General features: G+C 47.5%; 1 protein-coding gene and 1 tRNA gene. One reads left to right on the forward strand and one right to left on the reverse strand.

The features are described 5' to 3' along the window. Positions 1-105: 105 nt before the first annotated feature. Positions 106-196: transfer RNA gene (locus tag KDK17_RS00355), tRNA-Ser, on the forward strand. Positions 197-426: 230 nt separating this feature from the next. Here KDK17_RS00355 and KDK17_RS00360 read toward each other — a convergent pair. Then, positions 427-2,040: TatD family hydrolase (locus tag KDK17_RS00360; protein ID WP_257287085.1), on the reverse strand; the 1,614-nt coding region annotated here is incomplete at its 5' end.

Here is a 2,040-nt window from a genome sequence, read left to right on the forward strand (position 1 = left end):
TCCCTGTCCCTCCGCCACTTCTCAAAGTGCAGTAACATCCTCGGGGTTCAGCTGGTAAAAATCGGGTTGTTGCCATGTTCGTTGCTGCACTTTCAAACCTCTTTAGGTGGGTTGGCTGAGCGGTTGAAAGCACCGGTCTTGAAAACCGGCGAAGGTTAGTAGCCTTCCCAGAGTTCGAATCTCTGACCCACCGCCATTTATTGTCAGAGCGTCCAGAGCCCCGCTGATTAGTTGGCGGGTTTCCATCATTTACAGCATTTCTGCTTCTGACATCGCTATTAGCCTGCCTTAAGTGAAGACCCGGCATCTACAAAGCTTTTCAAGATACTTTGAGCCTATACATTACCCTCAGACGGAATTTGACTTTCCAACACAGTCGCTCGGAAAACAGAGATCCCGGGAGTCGTCGAAAACAATAAAAAAAGTTCAATCAACGTCAAATAGGGAGAATATCTTCCTGGCATTACGGGTGCTTGCAGCAGCAATCTCTTCTGCATCTACACCCAGCACTTCGCTCAGTGCATGGACCACATAGGGCAGATTAGCAGGGACATTATCAACTCTTTTTTTATTATCCGTCTTAGGATTATCTTTTCGGGACATCACCTGAAAGGGGCGTAAAAATGGTGCATCCGTCTCAATCATCAGACGGTCCCGCAGAACATCCCATCCAACAGTACTCAATGCTTCCACCAGATCTCTGTTATTGTTACCAGCAATCCATCCGGTAATTCCAATGGAGCACCCCATATCGATGTAATCTTGAAGAGCCTCGCCATTGCCGGTAAAACAGTGAACGCAGGCCATGTTTTTTGCAGGCAGCTGCCCAATATAACCCTCCAGAATTTCCTTGAAATCGTCATGGGCATCACGCTCATGCAAGAACAACGGTTTTTTCATTTCCACAGCCAGTGCCAGCTGCTGCCGGAAAGCCTCTCTTTGATCTCTCTCATCTGAGAAGTTACGGTCGTAATCCAACCCGCACTCACCCACTGCGACGCAGCGACTGTGATCTTTCTCAAGTATTTCTTTTATCGCCGGGATACCACCGTCTTTTAAAAAGTCTTTGGCCTTGTGAGGATGGCAACCCACCGTATAGTATAAAGAACATCGGGAGGCGTCAGAGGAAACGTCAATAGCTGTTGCCTGACCAGTTACTCTGTCTGACACAGGAGAGGATTCCACCCATTTCATTACCTCATCCTGAACCTGTCCAGATATTGGGATAGAAGTACCGGTTATAATGACGGTGCCGACCCCCGAACGGACAGCATCAGCCAGAACTCCACTTAAGTTATGAAATCTGTTGTTACCTACCAGATTGGCACCAATATCTATCAGCGGAGTATCGTACCGGGGCCTGACCGCCAAAGGTGTCAGCTTTACTTTTTTTCCTGGTGCAGGATTTAACTGAACACCGCCAAAATCATTACCTCTGGTAGAATCATTCAGCTGCAAACTGGCCCGTGTTGAGGACTGCCGACATCGGAACTGCTGTCCTATGTCGACCTTAGCCTGCTGCCCCTGAACTGTATCCGGACGAGAGTTATCACGATAGCGGGCAGCGCAGGGTGGATACCCGGCAACAGACCTGCCTGTGGAACCTGAACGCTTTTTCTTTTTGCTTTTCAGTGCTCTTGAATCGCCGACCACCTGCCAGCCCCCTCCTGAACCGTTCACGTCAGCGTGAAGACTGACATTTTGTACATCTTCCTTGTGAGCAGCAGCTTGCTCTGAAGGAACAAATAGAGGGCTCCACTCCTGGGACAGTTCTTCAGGAACCATACCAAAGACCAAAAACATATTACGTACGAATTCGTCTTTTTTTTCTGGCCGAGTAAGTTTTAGTACCTCAACAAGTTGTTCTCTGGCTTTAAGGGTAAAAGTTCTTAAAAACTCAAGTTGCACACGAGGAACATCTTTTAGTAAAAAAGCGTGTTCCGGGAACACTTTTCTTAAACGTTCCGCAAACATTGATCTTATAATAACCAAAGCGGTAAACATTGCCCTAACATTTTCAGCTCCTGATGATTCATCGCC

The sequence above is a fragment of the Endozoicomonas sp. SESOKO2 genome (assembly GCF_024606245.1).
Taxonomy (GTDB): Bacteria; Pseudomonadota; Gammaproteobacteria; order Pseudomonadales; family Endozoicomonadaceae; genus Endozoicomonas_A.